Annotated in this window: 16 protein-coding genes; 15 read left to right on the forward strand and 1 reads right to left on the reverse strand. The window is 69.0% G+C overall.

The window, feature by feature from the left end; all coding sequences use genetic code 11:
* The first annotated feature begins 20 nt into the window (after positions 1-20).
* The 15 genes from U5771_RS24930 (at position 21) to U5771_RS25000 (ending at position 17,507) form a co-directional block, all read left to right on the forward strand.
* Positions 21-1,424: a flavin-containing monooxygenase gene (locus U5771_RS24930; protein WP_322026424.1), complete on the forward strand. Its 1,404-nt coding sequence runs from the start codon at positions 21-23 to the stop codon at positions 1,422-1,424.
* Positions 1,421-2,137 carry an ABC transporter ATP-binding protein gene (locus U5771_RS24935; RefSeq protein WP_322026425.1) on the forward strand — a complete coding sequence of 239 codons (717 nt, stop codon included), beginning with the start codon at positions 1,421-1,423 and terminating at the stop codon, positions 2,135-2,137. Before U5771_RS24930 ends, U5771_RS24935 begins: the two co-directional genes overlap by 4 nt.
* Positions 2,134-3,543 (forward strand): ABC transporter permease, encoded by a 1,410-nt coding sequence (locus tag U5771_RS24940; RefSeq protein WP_322026426.1) that lies wholly within the window; start codon positions 2,134-2,136, stop codon positions 3,541-3,543. Before U5771_RS24935 ends, U5771_RS24940 begins: the two co-directional genes overlap by 4 nt.
* Before the next feature lie 51 nt (positions 3,544-3,594).
* Positions 3,595-4,374, forward strand: a complete 780-nt coding sequence (locus tag U5771_RS24945; RefSeq protein WP_322026427.1) for an outer membrane lipoprotein-sorting protein — start codon at positions 3,595-3,597, stop codon at positions 4,372-4,374.
* 20 nt (positions 4,375-4,394) lie between these two features.
* A complete protein-coding gene (locus U5771_RS24950) occupies positions 4,395-5,690 on the forward strand; it encodes a hypothetical protein (protein WP_415859430.1) in 1,296 nt (431 codons plus the stop codon).
* Between the two features lie 16 nt (positions 5,691-5,706).
* The gene (locus U5771_RS24955) at positions 5,707-6,123 is read left to right on the forward strand and encodes a DUF4345 domain-containing protein (protein WP_322026429.1); all 417 of its coding nucleotides are present in this window, start codon (positions 5,707-5,709) and stop codon (positions 6,121-6,123) included.
* Positions 6,116-7,291, forward strand: coding sequence for a triacylglycerol lipase (locus U5771_RS24960; RefSeq protein WP_322026430.1), 1,176 nt, complete (start codon positions 6,116-6,118; stop codon positions 7,289-7,291). The genes U5771_RS24955 and U5771_RS24960 overlap by 8 nt, the downstream gene beginning before the upstream one ends.
* An 18-nt stretch (positions 7,292-7,309) precedes the next feature.
* Positions 7,310-8,311, forward strand: a complete 1,002-nt coding sequence (locus U5771_RS24965) for a lipase secretion chaperone (RefSeq protein WP_322026431.1) — start codon at positions 7,310-7,312, stop codon at positions 8,309-8,311.
* A 424-nt stretch (positions 8,312-8,735) separates the two neighbouring features.
* On the forward strand, positions 8,736-9,512 hold the full coding sequence (locus tag U5771_RS24970; protein ID WP_322026440.1) for a Crp/Fnr family transcriptional regulator: 777 nt from the start codon (positions 8,736-8,738) through the stop codon (positions 9,510-9,512).
* Between the two features lie 155 nt (positions 9,513-9,667).
* Positions 9,668-12,067 carry a putative bifunctional diguanylate cyclase/phosphodiesterase gene (locus U5771_RS24975; RefSeq protein ID WP_322026432.1) on the forward strand — a complete coding sequence of 800 codons (2,400 nt, stop codon included), beginning with the start codon at positions 9,668-9,670 and terminating at the stop codon, positions 12,065-12,067.
* A gap of 20 nt (positions 12,068-12,087) precedes the next feature.
* The gene (locus U5771_RS24980) at positions 12,088-12,825 is read left to right on the forward strand and encodes a TenA family transcriptional regulator (protein WP_322026433.1); all 738 of its coding nucleotides are present in this window, start codon (positions 12,088-12,090) and stop codon (positions 12,823-12,825) included.
* 117 nt (positions 12,826-12,942) lie between these two features.
* On the forward strand, positions 12,943-13,692 hold the full coding sequence (locus U5771_RS24985; protein ID WP_322026434.1) for a response regulator transcription factor: 750 nt from the start codon (positions 12,943-12,945) through the stop codon (positions 13,690-13,692).
* A gap of 349 nt (positions 13,693-14,041) precedes the next feature.
* Positions 14,042-15,871 carry an acyl-CoA dehydrogenase gene (locus tag U5771_RS24990; protein ID WP_322026435.1) on the forward strand — a complete coding sequence of 610 codons (1,830 nt, stop codon included), beginning with the start codon at positions 14,042-14,044 and terminating at the stop codon, positions 15,869-15,871.
* Between the two features lie 126 nt (positions 15,872-15,997).
* Entirely contained in the window at positions 15,998-16,978 is a 981-nt protein-coding gene (locus U5771_RS24995) for an NADPH:quinone oxidoreductase family protein (protein WP_322026436.1), read from the forward strand.
* Positions 16,979-17,069: 91 nt separating this feature from the next.
* A complete protein-coding gene (locus U5771_RS25000; RefSeq protein WP_415859429.1) occupies positions 17,070-17,507 on the forward strand; it encodes a nuclear transport factor 2 family protein in 438 nt (145 codons plus the stop codon).
* 82 nt (positions 17,508-17,589) lie between these two features.
* On the opposite strand, the gene U5771_RS25005 is transcribed toward U5771_RS25000, so the two are convergent.
* Complete coding sequence (locus tag U5771_RS25005) at positions 17,590-17,790, reverse strand: hypothetical protein (protein WP_322026438.1); 201 nt, start codon at positions 17,788-17,790, stop codon at positions 17,590-17,592.
* Positions 17,791-18,179: the final 389 nt, after the last annotated feature.

The raw sequence follows: 18,179 nt of genomic DNA on the forward strand, positions 1-18,179 counted from the left end.
ACGGAAAGAGGAGGTTCACCATGACGGAGCGCAACGACGGCGCGCGGTACTGCATCATCGGCGCGGGCGCGGCGGGCATCACCGCCGCGAAGAACCTGCTCGCGGCCGGCATCGGCTTCGACGTGATCGAGCGCGAGGACGACGTCGGCGGCAACTGGTACTACGGCCGGCCGAGCGGCGCGGTGTATCGCTCGATCCACATGATCAGCTCGAAGCGGTTTTCCGAGTACACCGACTTTCCGATTCCCGACGACTATCCGACCTATGCACGCGGCGACCAGGCACTCGCGTATCTGCGCGCCTACGCGCGGCGCTTCGGCGTATACGACCGGATCGAGTTCGGCCGCTCGGTGCTCGAGATCGCACCGGTGCAGGGCAGCACGCGGTGGCGCGTCGAACTGGATCGGGGCGAGGTGCGGACCTATCGCGGCGTGATCGTCTGCAACGGCCACCTGTCGCATCCGCAACTGCCCGACTATCCCGGTCATTTCGACGGGCTGCAGCTTCATTCGTCGCAGTACCGCACGCCGGAGCTGTTCGACGGCAAGCGCGTGCTCGTGGTCGGCGCCGGCAATTCCGGCTGCGACATCGCGGTCGAGGCGTCGCATCACGCGAGCGCGGTCTTCCACAGCACGCGGCGCGGTTACTACTACTGGCCGAAATTCCTGTTCGGGATGCCGGCCGACGAGTGGGCGGAATGGCCGCTGCGGCTGCGCATGCCGCTGTGGGCGCGGCGCTTTTTCGGCGAACGGCTGCTGCGCCTGACGACGGCCGGACAGCCGGAACACTACGGGCTGCGCAAGCCCGACCACAAGCTGTTCGAATCGCATTTCATCATCAACTCGACGCTGTTCTATCACCTCGGCCACGGCGACCTCGACGCGCGGCCGGACGTGCGCGAACTGAAGGGCGATCGCGTCGTGTTCGTCGACGGCAGCGAGGAGCCGGTCGACGTGATCGTGTACGCGACCGGCTACCAGCCGAGCTTTCCGTTCATCGACCAGGCGCACCTGCAATGGCGCAAGCAGCAGCCGTCGCTGTACCTGAACCTGTTCGACGCGCGGCATCCCGACCTGTTCTTCGTCGGGCTGTTCCAGACGTCGACCGGCAACTGGCCGCTGATGGACTATCAGGCGCAACTGCTCGCCCGCTATCTGCATGCGCGCGACGCGGCGCCGCGCAAGGCCGCGCGCATCGACCGTCTGATCCGGCGCGGCCGCTCGGACTGGCGCGGCGGCATCGCGTTCCATCGCACGCCGCGGCACGTGATCGAGGTCGAGCATTTCGCGTACCGGCTGCAGTTGCGGCGGCTGATACGCGGGTTGCCGGCCGTGTCCGGCGGTGCGGGCGCGCCGGCGTCGAAGGCGGCGCCCGGGCAGGCGGTGCAGGCGGTGCAGGCGGCGCGCGCGGGAGGTGCATCGTGAGCCTCGTGCATGTCGAACACCTGTCGAAGACTTACCTGCTCGACAGCGTGCGCGTGACCGGGCTCGCCGACGTGTCGGCGACGCTCGACGCGGGCCGCTTCACCGTGCTGAGCGGCCCGTCGGGCAGCGGCAAGACGACGCTGCTGAACCTGATCGGCTGCATCGACCGCCCCGACGGCGGGCGCGTGACGATCGCCGGTCACGACACGGCGTCGCTGTCCGACGATGCGCTGTCCGATTTTCGCGCGCGCCATGTCGGCCACGTGTTCCAGACCTTCAACCTGCTGCCGGTGCTGTCCGCGTACGAGAACGTCGAGTATCCGCTGCTGATGGCGGGCTGGGCGCCGGCGCGGCGCGCGGCGCGGGTGCGCGACCTGCTCGACGCGGTCGGCCTGGCCGACAAGGCGCGGCACCGGCCGAGCCAGCTGTCGGGCGGCCAGCGCCAGCGCGTCGCGATCGCGCGTGCGCTCGCGGCCGAGCCCGCGATGGTCCTCGCGGACGAACCCACCGCGAACCTCGACAGCGCGACCGGGCACGCGATCATCGAATTGATGCGCACGATCCAGCGCGAGCGCGACGTGTCGTTCATCGTGTCGTCGCACGATCCGCAGGTGGTGAAGGTGGCCGACGCCGTGATCCGGATTCTCGACGGCCGCATCGTCGGTCGCGAGCAGGCCGGCGACGGCGCGGCGACCCGGGAGGTATGCCGATGACCCATACGCTGATGCTCGCGCTGCGCAACCTGCAGCGCAACCGCCGGCGCTCGCTCACCACGCTGCTCGCGATGATCGTCGGCGTCAGCGCGATCCTGTTGTTCGGCGGCTTCAGCCGCGACATCACGCTCGGCCTGCAGACCGATTTCGTGCAGCGCAGCGGCCACCTGCAGATCCAGCGGCAGGGCTATTTCCTGTATGGCACGGGCGACCCGGCCGCATACGGGATCCGCGACTACCCGGCGCTGATCGAACGCTTGCGGCGCGACCGGCAGCTCGCGCCGCTGCTGCAGGTCGTCACGCCGACGCTGCAGTTCGGCGGGATCGCCGGCAACTTCGAGGCCGGCGTGTCGCGCACCGTGATGGGCTTCGGCGCGATTCCGGACGACCAGTACCGGATGCAGCAATGGAACGCGTACGGGTTCCCGCTGCGGCCGCGCGCGTTCGCGTTGCGCGGCAGCGCCGACGATGCGGCGATCGTCGGCCTCGGCGTCGCGCGCGTGCTGCACCTGTGCGGCCCGCTGCGCGTGCCGGATTGCCACGATGCGCCGCCGGTCCCGGCCGAGCCGCCCGCCGCCGGACCGGCCGCAAATGCGCCGCCCGACGTGCTGGCGCTCGCGCAGGGCGAGGCCGGCACGCGGCCGGCCGACGACGGCGTGACCCATATCGAAGTGCTGACCGCGAGCGCGGGCGGCGCGCCGAACGTCGGCCGCTTCTTGGTCGCGAAGGCCGACCAGCAGGGCGTGAAGGAGCTCGACGACGTGTATCTCGCGGTGCGCCTGCCGCAGGCGCAGCGGCTCGTCTACGGCGGCGCCGCGCCGCGCGCGACCGCGATCGAGCTTCAGCTCGCGCGCACGGCCGATCTGCCCGCGGCGCGGGCGCGCATCGCGCAACTGCTGCACGGCGGCTTCGAAGGGCAGGCGCTCGACGTCGTCGATTTCGCGACGCTGAACCCGTTCTACGACCAGACCAACCGGATGTTCTCGGTGATCTTCGGCTTCGTGTTCGTGCTGATCAGCGCGATCGTGCTGTTCGTGATCAGCAACACGATGAGCACCGCGATCATCGAGCGCACCGTCGAGATCGGCACGCTGCGTGCGATGGGCATGCGGCGCGGCGGCATCCAGGCGCTGTTCGTCTGCGAGGGCGCGCTGCTCGGCGTGGCCGGCGCGTCGCTCGGCGTGCTGGTCGCGCTCGCGATTGCCGCGCTCGTCAACCACAGCGGGCTGGCCTGGACGCCGCCCGCGCGGATCGATGCCGTCGCGCTGACGGTGCGCGTGTGGGGCGAGTGGCGAACCATCGCCGTCACGTTCGTCGGGCTCGCGTGCGTGGCCGGGCTGTCCGCGTGGCTGCCGTCGCGCCATGCGGCGCGGCTGTCGATCGTCGATGCACTGCGGCATGTGTGATGTCGCCCCCGTGCCGCATTTTTCGTTCACTTCACTTTCGGGAGAGCGCCCGTGCGTCGCCTGTTCGTTTCATGCTGTCTGAGTCTTTCGTTCCTGGCCGGCGTCGCGCATGCGCAGCCGGCGCCCGATCCGCAGAAGGTGCTCGCCGCGAGCGACGCGATCCGCACGCCGGAGAAATCGTTCGTGCTGACCGCGACGCTGGTCGAGTACCGGTCCGGCAAGCAGGTCGACGGCAATACGCTGTCGATCTATTCGAAGCCCGACGCGCCCGGCGGTGCGTTCCGCACGCTGGTGCGCTTCGTCGCGCCGGCGCGCGACACGGGCAAGCTGATGCTGAAGAACGGCAACGACCTGTGGTTCTACGATCCGTCGAACCAGGCGAGCGTGCGGATCTCGCCGGACCAGCGGCTGCTCGGGCAGGCCGCGAACGGCGACGTCGTGACGGTCAATCTCGCGCACGACTATACGGCCGGGCTGCAGGGCGTCGAGGACATCGTCGACGGCGACCGGCAGACGCGTCGCGCGTACCGGCTCGCGCTCGCCGGCCACGGCGACGGGCTGACTTACCGCCGCATCGAGATCTGGATCGACGCGGCGAACAACCGGCCGCTGAAGGCACGCTTCTATTCGGAAAGCGACCGGCTGCTGAAGACGGCGTTCTATCGCCGCTACACGATGCAGCTCGGCGTCGAGCGGCCGACCGAGACGGTCATCATCGACGGGCTCGACAGCAACTGGGTCACGGTCATGCGCTTCTCCGACTACGCATGGCGCGACATTCCCGACGCATGGCTGCAGCGCGACTACCTGTCCCGCTTCCAGGCGCAATGACGGTGCGACGCCGAGGCCGGATCGCGGCGCTCGCGTTCGTGCTGCTGCCGGCGTTCGTGCGCGCGGCAGAGGCGGGCGGGGCGGACGGGACGGGCGGCACGGGCGGTGTCGACGCGTCCGATGCCGCGGCGCTCGCGCTGGCCGACCAGCCGGCCGCCACGCCCGCCGACACCGCGAAGCCGTGGAAGCTGAACGTGCAGGACGCGCTGCGCACGAGCCGCTATCGCGACGGCGGCGCGGCCGGCCGCAACCAGCTGTCGATCGAGTTCGAATACGGGCAGTGGCTGACGCCGTCGTTCGCCGCGCATTTCTCGATGCGCTTCGACCGGTTCGATCCGCTCGGCACGTCGCGCACGACGTCGCGCGACGTGACGCTCGTGAAGGAAGCGTATGCGAGCTGGCGCGCGTCGCCCGCGTTCGTCGTCGACGCGGGGCGCGTGAACGAGCGGCTCGGCGCGGCGATCGGCTACAACCCGACCGACTTCTTCCGGGCCGGCGCGGTGAGCCTCGACGTGCCGCCCGATCCGGACAGCCGGCACACCAACCGGCTCGGCACGGTCGGGCTGCGCGCGCAACAGGTGTGGGACACGGGCTCGCTCGCGGCGCTGCTGTCGCCGCGGCTCGCGCGCCGCAGCCTGCCGGGCGATGCGGCCGCGTCGTCCGACCTGCAGCGCACCAACGGCGTCGACCGCTGGATGCTCGTCGCGAGCCAGCGGCTCACCGCGGCGCTCCAGCCGCAATGGATCGTCTACGGCGAAAGCGGGCAGGCACCGCAGTTCGGCCAGAATCTGAGCGTGCTGCTCGGCAACTCGGTGGTCGCCTACGTCGAGTGGGCGGGCGGCTACCGACGCTCGCTGATCGCGCGTGCCACCGGCGCGGTCGACGATCGTGCGTTCCGCGCCAGTTCGTCGGTGGGCGCGACGTGGACGCTGCCGGTCGACCTGTCGCTGACCGCCGAATTCCAGAGCAACAGCGGCGGCGCGGACGCGGCGCAATGGCGGTCGTTGCAGCGCGCGAACCCGGCCGCGTGGGGCAGCGCGGTGCAGACGTCGATCGCCGCGCAGGAACTGCAAACCCGTCACGGCGTGTTCGTGATGGCGGCATGGCGCAACGTCGGCGTGCGCCGCCTCGACCTGTCGGGTTTCGTACAGGCCGATCTCGGCGGCGGCCGGCAATACTGGCTCGAGTTGCGGCGTCGCTTCGACCGGTTCGATGTTGCGCTGCAATGGCTGCATCAGGGCGGGCCGTCGTGGAGCCGCTTCGGTGCGATGCAGGAATCGACGAGCATTCAGGTGCTGGGTATTTTCTATCGATGATGCAAGGAGAGTTCGAATGAGCAAACGCGCGCTTCAGGCGGCGACCGCCGTGCTTGCGCTGGTTCCGACGATCACCGGGGGGCTCGGCATGATGGGCATTCACGATCCGCTGTATGCGTCGCTCGGCTTCGCGCTGCCGGCCGACGCGACGCTGGACGGCAACCTGCGCTTCTACGCGGGCGTCTGGCTCGGGCTCGGGCTCGCGGCGTTTTCGGTGATCCCGCGGATCGAGGCGCAGGGGCGGCTGTTCGCGACGCTGTGGATGATGATCTTTCTCGGCGGTATCGGGCGGTTGATTTCGCTCGCGGCGCTCGGGTTGCCGTGGCCGCCGTTCGTCGGCTTCACGGCGCTCGAAGTCATCGGCGCGCCGCTGTTCATCGCGTGGCAGCGGCGTGTCGCCGCGCATGCCGCATGGGAGCGCGCGAATGCATGACATCGACATCGATTCGCGCATCGCGCCGCGTCGCGGTGCCGATGCCGCCGTGACAGGCATCGTGGCGGCGTTCCTCGCGACGGTCGTGCACGCTGCGGCGGCGCGACGCGTTCCGCGGGCATGCGCGTGGTTCATTGCCCCCATCGCCCGCATCGCGCTGCTCGCGTGTGTCCTGCTGGGTCCGGCGCAGGCCGGTGCGCAGACGGCCGTCGACGACTACGCGGCGACCCGCTATCCGATCATCCTCGTGCACGGGCTGACCGGAACCGACGACTATTTCGGCGTCGTGCCGTACTGGTACGGCATTCAGGCCGATCTTCAGCGGCATGGTGCGACCGTCTACGTCGCCGACCTGTCCGGCTTCCAGAGCGACCTCGGCCCGAACGGGCGCGGCGAGCAGTTGCTGGCCTACGTGAAGCAGGTGCTCGCGGTCACGGGCGCGGCCAAGGTGAACCTGATCGGCCACAGCCAGGGCGGGCTGACGTCGCGCTACGTGGCGTCGGTCGCACCCGCGCTCGTCGCGTCGGTCACGACGATCGCAACGCCGCATCGCGGCTCGCAGTTCGCCGATGTCGTGCTGCGGGCGCTTAAGCTCGACCCGACCGGCCTGTCGACGCCGGTGTTCGGTTCGCTGCTGAACCTGTTCGGGATCCTCACCAGCGACACGCACAACACGAACCAGGATGCGATCGCCGCGCTCAACGCGCTGAGCACGCCCTATGCCGCGTGGTTCAACCAGCTGTTCCCGAGCCCGGGGCTCGGCGCCGGCGCGTGCGGCACCGGCGCACCGGCCGAGACGATCGGCGGCAACGTGCATCTGCTGTACTCGTGGAGCGGGGCCGCGTACCAGCCGGTGTCGCTGCTGGGCATCGTGACCGGCGCGGTCGACACCAGCGTGATTCCCGTCATCGATCCGGCGAACGTGCTGGATCCGTCGACGCTCGTGTTCCTGACGGCCGGCAACATCATGGCGCTGGCCGGCGCCGGCCCGAACGACGGCTTCACGTCGACCTGCAGTTCGCTGTTCGGCACGGTGATCTCGACGCGCTATCGCTGGAATCACTTCGACGCGATCAACCAGTTGCTCGGCATTCGCGGCGCGTATGCGGAAGACCCGGTCGCCGCGCTGCGCGTGCAGGCGAACCGGCTCAAGCAGCAGGGCGTCTGAGCGATGCCCGTGCGGACCATGCTGCCCCGCGCCGGGTTGTACGGCGCGACCGGGGTGATCGCCGTGGCGGCCGTGTGGCATGCATTCGCGCCTCAGGCAGCGTCGACGACGGCCGCGGGTGCCGCGCCGCCCGGCCACGCCGCGTCGAGCGGTGCGGCGGTGCCGCAACCGGGGCTTGCCGCGTCCGCTGCCGCACTGCCGGCGTCGCTCGCGGGCTCGCGTGCGCCGCGCCTGCCGGTCGGGCCGGACGGGCGCCTCGCGAAAGTGCACGCGGTGCCGGAATTCTTCGATTACTTTTTGCTTGCGCAGCATGACCTGACGCCCGCGGCGCTCGATGCGCTGGTCGTGCACGAGATCGATGCGCAACCGATCGGCGCGGCGGCCCGCCGCGACGCGCTCGACCTATGGCCGCGCTATCGCGCGTGCATTGCCGCGTTCGACACGCAGCCGGGCGCGACGCACGCCGGCACCGGCTTCGATCCGGACGCGATCGCGGGCGAACTCGAGCGGCGCGCGGCGCTCGCACGCCGCTGGCTGGGCGACTGGAGCACGCCGTTCTTCGACGCGGCATTCCGGCGGCAGCGCGACGACCTCGACCGGATCAGGATCGCGCGCGATCCGACGCTCGGCGACGCGCAGAAGCGCGAACGCCTCGCCGCGCTCGACCAGGCGTTGCCGCCGGGCGAGCGCGACGCACGCGAGCGCGCGGCGCGCCAACGCGATGCGATTGCAACGCTCGCGCGGCTCGACGGCCAGCGCGCGGCGCCCGATGCGCTGCGCGCGCAGCTGGGTGCCGAGGTCGCCGCGCGCGTCGAGCGGATGCAGCAGGACGACGACGCGTGGCAGGCGCGCTATCGCGACTATGCGGCCGAACGCGACCGGCTCGACGCGCAGCCGCTTGCACCCGACGCGCGCGATGCGCAGCTCGCGCACTGGCGGCAACGCGAGTTCCCGGACCCGGCGGACGCATTGCGGGCCGCATCGCTCGACGCGGGCAGGGCCACGGCATCGGCGCACTAGCGCCCGTCTCCGGCGTGCGCGCCGTCACCTTGCCCGCACCGGTCGCCCGGGAAGTGTGAGATAGCCCACACTTCCCGCATTCTTTTCGATTCGAGAATGATTTTAATTTGCCGTGTAAATAGCATTACGGTGTATTGGCATTCATTCGTCATTTTCGATGATTCATTGAGCAATCCTCGATATATGGTCCGGGTTTAAATCGCATATTTTTTATTGACAATGCAAGTATCTTCGGGCGGTGAGCCGAACTGTCAAATTACTTCATGTAACAAAAGCGGAGGGTCGCGAACGGTTGGGCTGCGTGATACCTTTTTGCTCAATGTCACCGCGCTGAAAAGGGCGGAAAAACCGTAAAGCCGGTGCGGTGAAAACAGCAGGAAGGTTCGGTGGCCGAGGGGCAGGGATACAACGTACGAGGTGCGCCGTGATACATCAGGCCAACAACGTCATCGAGTTGCCGCATGCACTTGGTGCCAATCATTTCCTGTCTGCGCTCGACGGAATTAACCGTTCGGAATTGGCGCCTCATTTGATGCTTTCGAATCTCGAGACCGGCCAGGTGCTGTGCGATGCCGGCGAGAATCTCGAGGCCGTCTATTTTCCGGTGACGGCGGGTATTTCCCTGCAATACACGGCAGGCGGGAAGGCGACACTCGGCGTGACGGAAATCGGCCGCGAAGGCATCGTGTGCGACGACGTCATCGGCAGCGCGATGCAGCGCCGCGTCGTCGTCTATCGCGGCGGGTTCGCGTATCGGCTGTATGCGCACCGCTTCGCCGATGCGTGCGACGCATCGGCGACGATCCGCCGGCAGGTCTTCGTGCGGATGCAACTGGTGCTGTCCCAGGCGTCGCAGGTCATGTTCTGCAGCCGCCATCACGTGATGCGGCATCAGTTGAGCCGCTGGCTGCTGATCGCCTACGAGCGCTCGCGCAGCATCGAGATCCCGGTCACGCACGGCATGCTGGGACAGATGCTGGGTGTGCGCCGCGAGACCGTCACCGATGCCACGCGGCAGCTCCACGAGCTCGGCCTGATTCATCAGCATCGCGGTGCCATCGTGCTGACGGATCTCGCCGGTCTCGAACGGCAGGGCTGCGACTGCCATCGGGTCGTCCGCGACGAAACACGCCGGATTCTCGCGACCGATGCCGGTACGGATGCCGGTGCCGAGTTGTCGCGTCGTGTCCGCACGACCTAGTCGACGGCGCCGCGTCCTGCCGCGCGGCCGCCACCGGCGTGCCGCCGCGACTGCATGAGCGCCGGCGCGTCGGGAGCATGGCAAGGGGACAGGCCTGAACGCAGGACGCGCAGCGACGCGGCAGGCAGCATCGAGAAGAATCAGAAAAGTCAGGTATGGAAAACATTTCGAAGCTCCAGAGTCAGCGCAGCTCGTTTCACGTGTGGCCATGGAGTCCGGCGCTCGGCATCCTGCCGATCGTCGTGGTGGTCGTCGCGCTGGCCGGGTTCGTCGCCGTCAGCCTGATCGTGATCATGTCGTTGCGCGTGTACGTCGGCGGCGAAAGCAGCTGGTCGAAGGCGCAGAAGGACGAGGTCATCCTGTTGAGCCGCTACGGGCAGACCGGCGACGAAAAGCTGTTCGACGATTACCTGGCGGTCGACCGGACCCTCGCCTTCCTCGGCGTCGCGCGTCGCGCGATGACGAGCGTGCCGCCGGATCACGGGGTGGCGCGCCGGGCGCTGATCGAGGCGGGCATCAATCCCGTCGATGCGTCGGCGGTGGTGTGGTTCTACCCGATCCTGAGCAGCTTCGCGCGCCTGAACGCCGCGTTGCAATACTGGGAGGATGCGGACCGGCAACTGGTCGACCTGCGCGAGATCGCCAACGCGCTGCACGAGGCCGTGCATGCGGACGACGTTCGGCGCACGAGCCGCCTGAACCGCGCGATCTGGGATCTCAACTCGCACATCGAACCGCTGCCGAAGCGCTTCTCCGCCGAGCTGAGCGCCGAATTCCGCTCGGCCGTCATCCAGCTGTTCCTGTCGTACATCGTGGCGTCGCTGCTGATCATCCTGCTGTCGGTGCGGTGGGCGAGCCGCGCGCAACGCCAGCAGGTGTCGATGCAGACCGAGCTCGACCGCAGCCAGGCGTTCGCGGAAGCCGCGCTGCGCTCGGTCGCCGATGCGATCGTCACGATCGGTCTCACGCGCGGCATCGAGACCGTCAATCCGGCGGCCGAGCAGTTGCTCGGATCGCCGTCGCGGCTGTGCGTCGGCAAGCCGATCAACGACGTGCTGGACCTGATCGACACGTCGACCGGCATGTCGATCAAGCTGCTCGCGTCGCTCAGCAACAGCGGCGACCACACGTTCACCCGCGATCTCGACCTGATCCGCGTGTGCGGCTCGTCGGTGTCGGTGCGCGCATCGCTGTCGAAGATGGACAACGCCGCCGGCCGCTGCGTCGGCTACGTGCTGATCCTGCGCGACATGACGCGCGAATACCAGTTGATCGAGAAGCTGACCTGGCAGGCGTCGCACGATGCGCTGACCGGCCTGATCAATCGCACGGAGTTCGAGCGGCGTCTGGGCGACGCGCTGACGCAGCGCGGCGGCGGGATGTTGCTGGTGCTCGACCTGGACGGCTTCAAGGAAGTCAACGACGTGTGCGGGCACGCGGCCGGCGATGCGCTGCTGCGCGACGCGACCGCGGTGTTCGCGCGCTGCCTCGACGACGACGACGTGTTCGGCCGGCTGGGCGGCGACGAATTCGGCATCCTGCTGCCGGCCGGCCGCAACGGCGCGCCGGACGGCGGCAAGGCGGAGCGCATCCGCGCGTGTCTCGAGGACTTCACGTTCATGTGGGAAGGCGAGCCGTTCAAGATCAGCGTGAGCATCGGCGTGCTCGATCTCGCGTGCCGGCCCGAGAGCGTCGAGAAGGCGATGCAGATGGCCGACATCGCGTGCTACGTCGCGAAGGATCGCGGCCGCAATCGCGTGCACGTCGCGGATTCGCGCGACATGCATTCGAGCCGCCAGGCGTATCACATGCAGTGGAGCCGGCGCGTGAAGACGGCGCTCGAAACGAATTCCTTCCAGTTGTATGCGCAACGCATCGTGCCGATCCAGCCCGCGCTCGGCGCGCAGGAGCGCGCGGAGATCCTGCTGCGCATCCCGGACGCCGACGGCAAGCTGATCTCGCCGGTGTTCCTGCCGGCCGCCGAGCGTTACGGCCACATGACGATGATCGACCGCTGGGTCGTGCGCACCGTGATCCGGCGTCTCGCGCGGCTCGAACAGCGCCGGTACGTCGAATACAACGTGAACCTGTCGGCGATGTCGATCACCGACGAGCGTTTCGTGGAGTTCGTGATCGCCGAGCTGTCGGCGTCGGGGCTCGACCCGTCGCTGCTGTGTTTCGAGATCACGGAGACGAGCGCGGTGCGCAACCTGGAGGTCGCGTCGCGCTTCATGTGCGAGCTGCGCGACCTCGGCTGCCGCTTCGCGCTCGACGACTTCGGCGCCGGCATGTCGTCGTTCTCGTACCTGCGCCAGTTGCCGATCGACTACCTGAAGATCGACGGCAGCCTCGTGGCGACCATGACGTCCGACAGCATCAAGCGCGGCATCGCGTCCGCGATCAACGACATCGCGCACGTGATGCAGTACCGCACCGTCGCCGAGCACGTCGAGGACACGGCAACGGCCGAGATGCTTCGCGCGCTGGGCGTCGACTATTGCCAGGGCTACTACTTCAGCCGCCCCGCGCCCTGGCAGGAAGGGGGATTCCATTGAACCAAGCGAGGAACGAACGCATGAGTGCTCCATTTGAACTGACCGGCGACCTGATGGACCTGGCGAGCTATCCGGCCTGGCTGCGCGACGTGGTCGGCGCGACCGACGAGCTGAAGGCGCGCGTCCGTGCGCATCCGGTGTTCGCGGCGATGGGCGGCGGGACGCTGCGGGCGTCGCAACTGCGCGCATTCTTCGTGACCGGCTGGGCGGTGGTCAGCCAGTTTCCGGAATACATGGCGATGAACCTGGTGAAGACCGCCGCCTATCGGTCGCGCGGCGACGAGAAGGCGCGGCGCTATCTGATCCGCAATATCCGCGTCGAGCAGAACCACGTCGATCACTGGGCCAACTGGGCCGCGGAATCGGGCGTGACGATCGACATGCTGCTGCGTGCCGACGCGCCGCTGGCCGGATTCGCGCTGAGCCACTGGTGCTGGAAGAGCGGCAACACCGATGCGCTCGCGCCGAGCATCGCCGCGACCAACTATGCGATCGAAGGCGTGACGGGCGAGTGGAGCGCGCTGCTGTGCGCATCGCCCTACGAACTGCAGTTCGATCCGGCCGTGCGGCATCGCGCAATGCGCTGGCTCAAGCTGCATGCCGACTATGACGACCGGCATCCGTGGGAAGCGCTCGACATCGTCGCGACGCTGCTCGGCCAGTCGCCCGCGGCCCGCGACGTGCGGGACGTCGAGACGTCGATCCGCAAGAGCCTGAGCTATTTCCTGGCGAGTCTCGATTGCTGCCTGCATGTGTAGTCGCCGACGCCTCGCACGCGCGGGTTCGCGCAGGCCGCGCCCGGCCGTTCCGGTCGGACGGCGGGTCGGCGTGACGTCGCGATGCCCCGTGCGGGCCGTCGTGCCGGACGAATTTCCATGGCTACCCAAGTTCTCGTCGTAGAGCCCGATCCGCGCATGCGCGACATGATCCGCGCGCTCCTGCGCGGCAGCCAGATCGATACGTCGGCGCTCGACGACGTGTCGATGCTGCTCGCGCACGTGAGCGCGGCACCGCCCACCCTGATCGTGTTGCGGCTCGAGCGGCCGGCCACGGCGATCTACATGGCGCTCGGTGCGCTGCGGCGCGCCGGTCACGACATGCCGGTGATCGTGATCAGCCGCGATGGGCAGGTGGTCGACAAGGTCGTCGCGCTCGAGATCGGCGCGGACGACTATGTCGTGGAGCCGTTCGAGCCGATGGAACTGGTCGCACGCGTGCGCAGCGCGATGCGCCGCTACGCGCCGAACCGGTCACGCGCGTCGCGCGGGCCGGGGCATGCCGCAACCTATGCATTCGCCGACATCGAGGTGAATTTCGTGACGCGGCGCGCGACCCGCGCGGGAGACGACCTCGGGTTGCGCGCCAGCGAATTCGCATTGCTCGAACTGTTCATCTCGCAGCCGATGCGCGTCCTGTCGCGCGCGGAGATCCTCGCGCTGCTGGGGCTGACCGTGGCCGGGCGCTCCGAGCGCGGGCTCGACGTGCTGATCTTCCGGCTGCGCAACCTGGTCGAGCAGGCGGTCGGCGATTACCGCTATATCCGCACCGTGCGCGGGAAGGGCTACATCTTCGTTCCGCTCGGCACGCTGGCGGACGCCGCCGCCGGGCCGCCGCCGCACGCATGAGCGGGGCGGGGCGCGGGCATCGCGCGCCGCCTCCGGCGCCTCCTGCGCGTCACGTGCCGGGACTGACCGGCCTTCCATGTCGCCGCCGCCCCGGTTCCGCATCGGGGTGACCCGCCATTGTCGTTTTAGAACGACCGTGCTAAATTCCCCGCCGGCACTGGCAGTCACCGACCCAATCATCCGGTTCCCGCAACCGGCGCCAACGCGCGCGCCGGCGCGCGGCCCGACAGGAGACAGACGTGATGGAGCATGCATCGATCGAGCGCGCGCGGATCGACCGGACCGCGCCCGAGCGGCCGTGCGCGACGTGGGGAGTGCGGAGCGTGCGGGCCGCGTGGAGGGTGTCGCGATGAGCCTGTTGATGTCGCGACGCGATCTCGCGTTCCTGCTGTACGACTGGCTCGATGCCGAGGCGCTCGTCGCGCTGCCGCGCTACGCGGAGCACAGCCGCGAGACGTTCGATGCGGTGCTCGACACCAGCGAGCGGATCGCGGCCGACCTGTTCGCGCCGCATGCGGCACGCGGCGATCGCGAGGAGCCGCGGTTCGACGGCGAGCGCGTGACGCTGATTCCGGAAGTCGAGCCGGCGGTGCGGGCCTTCGCCGACGCCGGCCTGATCGCCGCCGGCCAGGACGAGGCGTTCGGCGGGATGCGGCTGCCGAAACTCGTCGAAGCCGCGTCGTTCCTGTTCTTCCAGGCCGCGAACATCGCGACCGCCGCGTACCCGTTCCTCACCGTCGCGAACGCGAACCTGCTGCTCGCGCACGGCAGCCCCGCGCAGATCGACGCGTTCGCGCGTCCCGAGCTGGAAGGGCGCTTCTTCGGCACGATGTGCCTGTCCGAGCCGCAAGCCGGTTCGTCGCTGTCCGACATCGTCACGCGTGCCGACTTCGAGGGCGCGTCGCCGCTCGGCCCGCGCTACCGGATCACCGGCAACAAGATGTGGATTTCCGGCGGCGAACACGAACTGGCGGAGAACATCGTTCACCTCGTGCTCGCGAAGATTCCCGACGAACAGGGGCGGCTGCTGCCCGGCACGCGCGGCATCTCGTTGTTCATCGTCCCCAAGTACCTGCCGGCCGACGACGGCGCCGCGCGCGGCGAGCACAACGACGTGGTGCTTGCCGGCCTGAACCACAAGATGGGCTATCGCGGCACGACCAACTGCCTGCTGAATTTCGGCGAAGGCACGCGCCATCGTCCGCAGGGGCGCGCCGGTGCGATCGGCTATCTGGTCGGCGAGCCGAATCACGGCCTCGCCTGCATGTTCCACATGATGAACGAGGCACGCATCGGCGTCGGCGCGGGCGCGGTGGCGCTCGGCTACACCGGCTACCTGCACGCGCTCGACTATGCGCGCAACCGGCCGCAGGGGCGTCCGCTCGGACCGGCCGGCAAGGACGCGGCCGCGCCGCAGGCGCCGATCGTCGCGCATCCGGACGTGCGGCGCATGCTGCTCGCGCAGAAGGCGTACGTCGAAGGCGGGCTCGCGCTGGTCCTGTACTGCGCGCGGCTCGTCGACGAAGCGCGCGCGCACGGCGACGCCGCGGTGCGCGCCGACGCCGCCCGACTGCTCGACATCCTGACGCCGATCGCGAAAAGCTGGCCGTCGCAGTGGTGTCTCGCGGCCAACGATCTCGCGATCCAGGTGCATGGCGGCTATGGCTATACGCGCGACTATCCGGTCGAACGGCTCTATCGCGACAACCGCCTGAACCCGATCCACGAAGGCACGCATGGCATCCAGGCACTCGACCTGCTGGGCCGCAAGGTGGGCCAGGACGACGGCGCGCTGTTGCGGACGCTCGATGCGCGTATCGGCGCGACCGTCGAACGCGCGCGGGCCGCGGACGGCGACGCGCGCACACATGCCGATGCACTGGTGCGGCGCTGGGCGCGGCTCGTCGACGTCACGCGCGCACTGGCCGCGCTCGGCGATCCGCAGGTGCGGCTCGCGAATGCGAGCGTCTATCTGGAGGCGTTCGGCCATCTGGTCGTCGCGTGGCTGTGGCTCGACGTGACGCTCGCCGCGCACGGGCACGATGACGATTTCCACGACGGCAAGCGTGCCGCCGCGCGTTATTTCTTTCGCTGGGAGCTGCCGAAGGTGGATGCGCAGCTCGACCTGCTGGCGAGCGTCGATACGACGACGCTCGAGATGCGCGACGCGTGGTTCTGAGCGTCGCGCCGCAGGAATGACGGTGTCGCGGTGCGGGCCGGTGCGCCTGCGCCGCGCACCGGTCGCGCGGGCGTGTCCCGCTGCCGTATCGATGCGCGGCGACGTCGCGCAAGGAGAGATGAGCCCATGAAAGCCCTGTTGTGTACCGCATTCGGCCCGATCGACCGCTTGCGCATCGAGGACGTCGCGATTCCCGAACCGGCCGCCGGCCAGGTGCGGATCCGCGTGAAGGCAGCGTCGCTCAACTTCCCCGATGCCTTGATCGTGCAGGGGCTGTATCAGGTGAAGCCGGCGCTGCCGTTCTCGCCCGGCGCGGAATTCGCCGGCGTGATCGACGCGGTCGGCGACGGCGTGAGCGCATGGCGGCCCGGCGACGAGGTGGTCGCGTTCACGGGTCATGGCGGCTTCGCCGAGCACTGCGTGGCCGATGTGCACCAGATCGCCGCGCTGCCGCCGGGGATGACGTTCGAGCAGGGCGCGGCGCTCGTGCTGGCCTACGGCACGTCGCTGCATGCGCTGCGGCAGCGTGCGCGCCTGCAGCAGGGCGAGACGCTGCTGGTGCTGGGCGCGGCCGGCGGCGTCGGGCTGGCCGCGATCGAGATCGCGCGGGCGCTGGGCGCGCGCGTGATCGCGGCCGCGTCGAGTGCGGACAAGCTCGCGCTGTGCCGTGCAGCGGGCGCCGACGACACGATCGACTATGCGACCGAGGACCTGCGGCGCCGCGTCGACGAACTGACCGGCGGACGCGGCGCGGACGTCGTCTACGATCCGGTCGGCGGCGCGTACAGCGAGGCGGCGTTGCGCGCGACCGCGTGGCGCGGCCGGTTCCTCGTGGTCGGCTTCGCGGCCGGCGAGATTCCGAAGATCGCGCTGAATCTCGCGCTGCTCAAGGAGCGCGATATCCTGGGCGTGTTCTGGGGCGACGCCGTGCGGCGCGACCCGGCGCAGCATGCGGCGAACATGCGTCAGCTCGCGCAATGGTTCGCGGCCGGCAAGGTGCGGCCCGCGATCACCGAGCGCGTGCCGCTGTCGGGTGCGGCCGACGCAATCGCGCGCATGGCGAACCGGCAGGTCAAGGGCAAGGTCGTGATCCTGCCGGACGCGTGATCACGCCGACGCGGCATCATGCGGCGGCGGCCCGATCGGGCACCGCCGTCGAGCGAGGTTCTTTCGTGTGACGTTACCGGAGTCGTTGACCATGCAACCCCTGTCGAATCTGCAACCTGCCGTCGCGACATCGCTCGCGACGTGGCACGCGATGATCGCGCGCAAGGATTTCGGCGAACTCGACACGATCGTCCATCCGGACGCCGTGTTCCGCTCGCCGATGGCGTTCAAGCCGTACGGACCGGCGCCCGCGCTGTTGCTGGCGCTGCGCACGGTGCTCACGATCCTCGAGAACTTCGAATACCACCGCGCGTTCGCCGACGACGACGGCACGAGCGTCGCGCTGGAATTCAGTGCGACGGTCGGCGACAAGCGGCTGAAGGGGATCGACATGATCCGCTTCGACGTCGACGGGCGGATCGTCGAATTCGAGGTGATGATCCGTCCGTTCAATGCGCTGCAGGCGCTCGGCGCGGAAATGGGTGCGCGGCTCGGGCAGCAGCTTCCGGCGTTCAAGACCGGCGAGTGAGCGACGGTCGCCGGCCGGTGCGGAAGATGCCGCCGGCGTAACGGGAAGGCCGCGCTCGCGTGCGTCGTCGGGCGGGCGAGCGTCAGTGCGTCTTGATCCTGACGCTGTAGCCCGCATCCTCGAACGCGACGACGAATTCCTCGGGGAACAGCCACGACTCGACCTTCACGTGCGACGTCGCGCGATCGATCTCGACCTTTGCGTCGGGGTCGACGCGCCAGATTTCATGTTCGACCGCGCGGGCGGTGTCGTCGTCGAGCGAGTGGTCCAGTATGAATTCCATGATCAGTTTCCTGTTTTGACGGCCGCATTCGCACGAGCGTGAACGGCCGGTTGGCGAACGATGCCGATGACGTCGCCGGGATCGGACAACATGTGTCGACGATACGCGCGATCGCGTCGAACGATAAGCCGGCATGCGCGTGACACACTGTCACCCGGCGATCAACGAATCCGGTGATGCGCGTGCGAACGCGCTACCGGGCTGCGAAAGACGCGTTGCACCGGGCAGCGTTGTTGATCGCGGCAATGCGCGGCTCGCGCAGGCGGATTTCCGAGGAAGCAAACACCGTTCCGCGTGATCGACGTTGCACGACACGACACGACACGACACGGCGCGGCGCGGCACGACACGACACGACACGGCACGATACGGCACTGCACTGCACTGCA

Origin of the sequence: Burkholderia sp. BCC1977, assembly GCF_905339595.1 — a bacterium.
Lineage (GTDB): Bacteria > Pseudomonadota > Gammaproteobacteria > Burkholderiales > Burkholderiaceae > Burkholderia.